Here is a 3,107-nt window from a genome sequence, read left to right as displayed (position 1 = left end):
CGGGGGCGGCGCTGCGGGAGGACCAGTGGACCGCGATCGAGGCGCTCGTGGCCGACCGCCGGCGGGCCCTCGTCGTGCAGCGCACCGGCTGGGGCAAGTCGGCCGTGTACTTCATCGCCGCCCGTCTGCTCCGGGAACTCGGCTCGGGGCCCACGGTGATCGTCTCGCCGCTGCTGGCGCTCATGCGGAACCAGGTCGAGGCGGCCGCGCGGGCCGGGGTACGGGCGGCCACCATCAATTCGGCCAACATGACCGAGTGGGACGACGTGCGCGCCTCGGTCCGCGCCGGCGAGGTGGACGTTCTACTGGTCAGCCCGGAGCGGCTCAACAACCCTGACTTCCGCGACACCGTGCTGCCCGCGCTGGCCGCGGACGCCGGACTGGTGGTGGTCGACGAGGCCCACTGCGTCTCGGACTGGGGGCACGATTTCCGGCCCGACTACCGCCGGATCCGCACGCTGCTGGCCGATCTGCCCGAGGGCGTACCGGTGTTGGCCACCACCGCCACGGCCAACGACCGGGTGGTGCGCGACGTGGCGCAGCAGCTCGGTGTGGGCGAACGGCCGGGTGGGCCGGATCGCGCGGACTCGGAGGAGGGTGACCCCGCGGCGTCCGACACCCTCGTCCTGCGGGGTGGGTTGGACAGGGAGTCGCTGCGGCTGTCGGTCGTGGCGATCGACGACTCGGAGCGTCGCGCGGCGTGGTTGGTGGAGAACCTGGAGTCCCTGCCGGGCAGCGGGATCGTCTACAGCCTGACCGTCGCGGCGGCGGAGGACATGGCCGAGTTGCTCACCTCCGCCGGGCACCGGGTGAGCGCCTACACCGGCCGCACCGACGCGGGCGAGCGCGAGGAGCTCGAGCGCGCGCTGTTGGACAACGAGGTCAAGGCGCTGGTCGCCACCTCCGCGCTGGGCATGGGATTCGACAAGCCCGACCTGGGCTTCGTCGTCCACCTCGGAGCCCCGCCGTCGCCCATCTCCTACTACCAGCAGATCGGTCGCGCCGGTCGTGCGGCCGACCGGGCCGAGGTGGTCCTGCTGCCCGGCCCCGAGGACCGGGCCATCTGGAACCACTTCGCGTCTCTGGCCTTTCCCCCCGAGGACGTGGTCCGCCGGGTGCTCGACGCCCTGGAACCCGACCGGCCGCAGTCGACCCAGGCCCTCGAACCCGCGGTCGATCTGGGCCGGACCCGGCTGGAGATGGTGCTCAAGGTGCTCGACGTGGACGGCGCGGTCCAGCGCGTGCGGGGCGGGTGGATCTCCACAGGACGACAGTGGCACTACGACGCCCAGCGCTACGCCGGGCTGGCCGAGGCCCGGCGGTCGGAGCAGGAGGCGATGATCGCGTACGAGCGGACCGGCTCCTGCCGGATGGAGTTCCTGCGCACGCAACTCGACGACCCCACTCTCGACCCGACCTCCGGCGGATGCGGACGATGCGACAACTGCACCGGCGATCGCAGGTCGACCTCAGTCGACGACGGTGCGCTGACCCGGGCACGCGAGGCTCTGGAGCGCCCGGGCGTGGTCCTACCTCCGCGACGCCAGTGGCCCACCGGGCTCGCGCGGCTGGACGTGCCGCTGAAGGGCAAGATCTCCGACGGCCCCGCCGAGGGCCGCGCGTTGGCCCGACTGACCGACCTCGGCCTGGGCCAGAAGCTTCGCGGGCTGCTCGCCGGGCCCGACCAGGAGGCGCCCGACTGGGTGGTCCGTGCCTGCGTTCCGGTTCTGCGCGACTGGGGGTGGGAGGAACGCCCCACCGGCGTGGTGGCCCTGCTCACGGGCGAGCGACCGCTCCTCGTGGGGAGTCTGGCCCGCGCGCTCGCGCAGATGGGCCGGATGGACCACCTCGGGGAACTCACCCGAGACGCCGCGCTCCCCGCGGTGACCGCCCAGAACTCGGCCTACCGGGTCGCCCAGCTGTGGGGCACGCTGACCGGCCCGGAGATCGACCCCACCGGGCCCGTCCTGCTGGTCACCGATCTGTTCGGGACGGGCTGGACGGCCACGGAGTCCGCCAGGCATCTGCGGTCCGCCGGGGCCCCGGCCGTCCTCCCGCTGGCGGTGGCCACCGCCGGCTGACCCGACGAGTGTGCAGCAGCGGACGAGCCGTCGACACGGGATAATCGCGGCCATGGACTTCTCAGCGTCTCCGCCACGGCGCCTCGGGCCCGGGTTCGCCACCTCCGACACCCGGGAGCTCGCATGAGCGCCCTGACGGTGGCCGCCCTCGCGGTCGGGTTCGTCCTCCTCGTCGCGGGCGGGGAGTCACTCGTCCGGGGGGCCGGCAGGCTGGCCGTCAGCCTGGGGATCTCGCCGCTGGTGGTGGGGTTGACCGTCGTCGCCTTTGCCACCTCGACACCGGAACTGGCGGTGAGTGTCGACGCCGCCCTCAGCGGCCACCCGGGCCTGGCGGTCGGAAACGTGGTGGGCAGCAACATCGCGAACGTGCTGCTCATCCTGGGTCTCACGGCGTTGATCGCCCCGCTGCTCGCGAAATCCCGCATCGTCCGCGTCGACATCCCCATCATGGTGGGGTTCTCCGTACTGCTGTTGGTGGTGGCACTGGACGGGGTGATCAGTTCCCTCGACGGACTGCTGCTGTTCGCCGGGGTGGTGGCCTACGTGGTGGCGACCGTCATCATCTCGCGAAGGCGCGCCGCCGACCCGACCAGCACGGCGCAGGACGAGCCGACCGAGGAGCACGCGGAGGGCGCGACGGGCGAGCAGAGCGCAGCGGGCGCGGGTACGCCGGAGAGCGCAGCGGGCGCGGTCGACGTGGACCCGGCCGAGGACGGGGCGTCGCACTCTGTGCTCAAGAGCAGCGCGATGGTGGCGCTGGGTGTGCTCATGCTGGTCGTGGGCGCGAGACTCTTGGTCACCGCGGCGAGCGATCTGGCGGCGGCCTGGGGCATGAGCGATCTGGTCATCGGCCTCACGGTGGTGGCGATCGGCACGTCACTCCCCGAACTCGCGACCAGCCTCGTGGCCGCGTTCCGGGGGGAGCGCGACCTCGCCGTCGGCAACATCGTCGGCAGCAATATGTTCAACATCGGTGCCGTTCTCGGGATCACCTCGCTCATCACGCCCATCGAGGTCGCGGCGGGC

General features: G+C 72.5%; 2 protein-coding genes. Both read left to right on the top strand.

The features are described 5' to 3' along the window. The coding region (locus G6018_RS08605; protein WP_182639394.1) for a DEAD/DEAH box helicase at positions 1–2,081 on the top strand (2,081 nt) is incomplete at its 5' end. Between the two features lie 123 nt (positions 2,082–2,204). Further along, positions 2,205–3,107, top strand: a 903-nt coding sequence (locus G6018_RS08600; protein ID WP_182639393.1) for a calcium/sodium antiporter, incomplete at its 3' end; no start/stop codon positions are given.

The sequence above is a fragment of the Dietzia sp. DQ11-44 genome (assembly GCF_014145205.1).
In the GTDB taxonomy this organism is placed as follows: domain Bacteria; phylum Actinomycetota; class Actinomycetes; order Mycobacteriales; family Mycobacteriaceae; genus Dietzia; species Dietzia natronolimnaea.
Note: the sequence above shows the minus strand (reverse complement) of the source record. Positions and strands in the feature narration are given on the sequence as shown.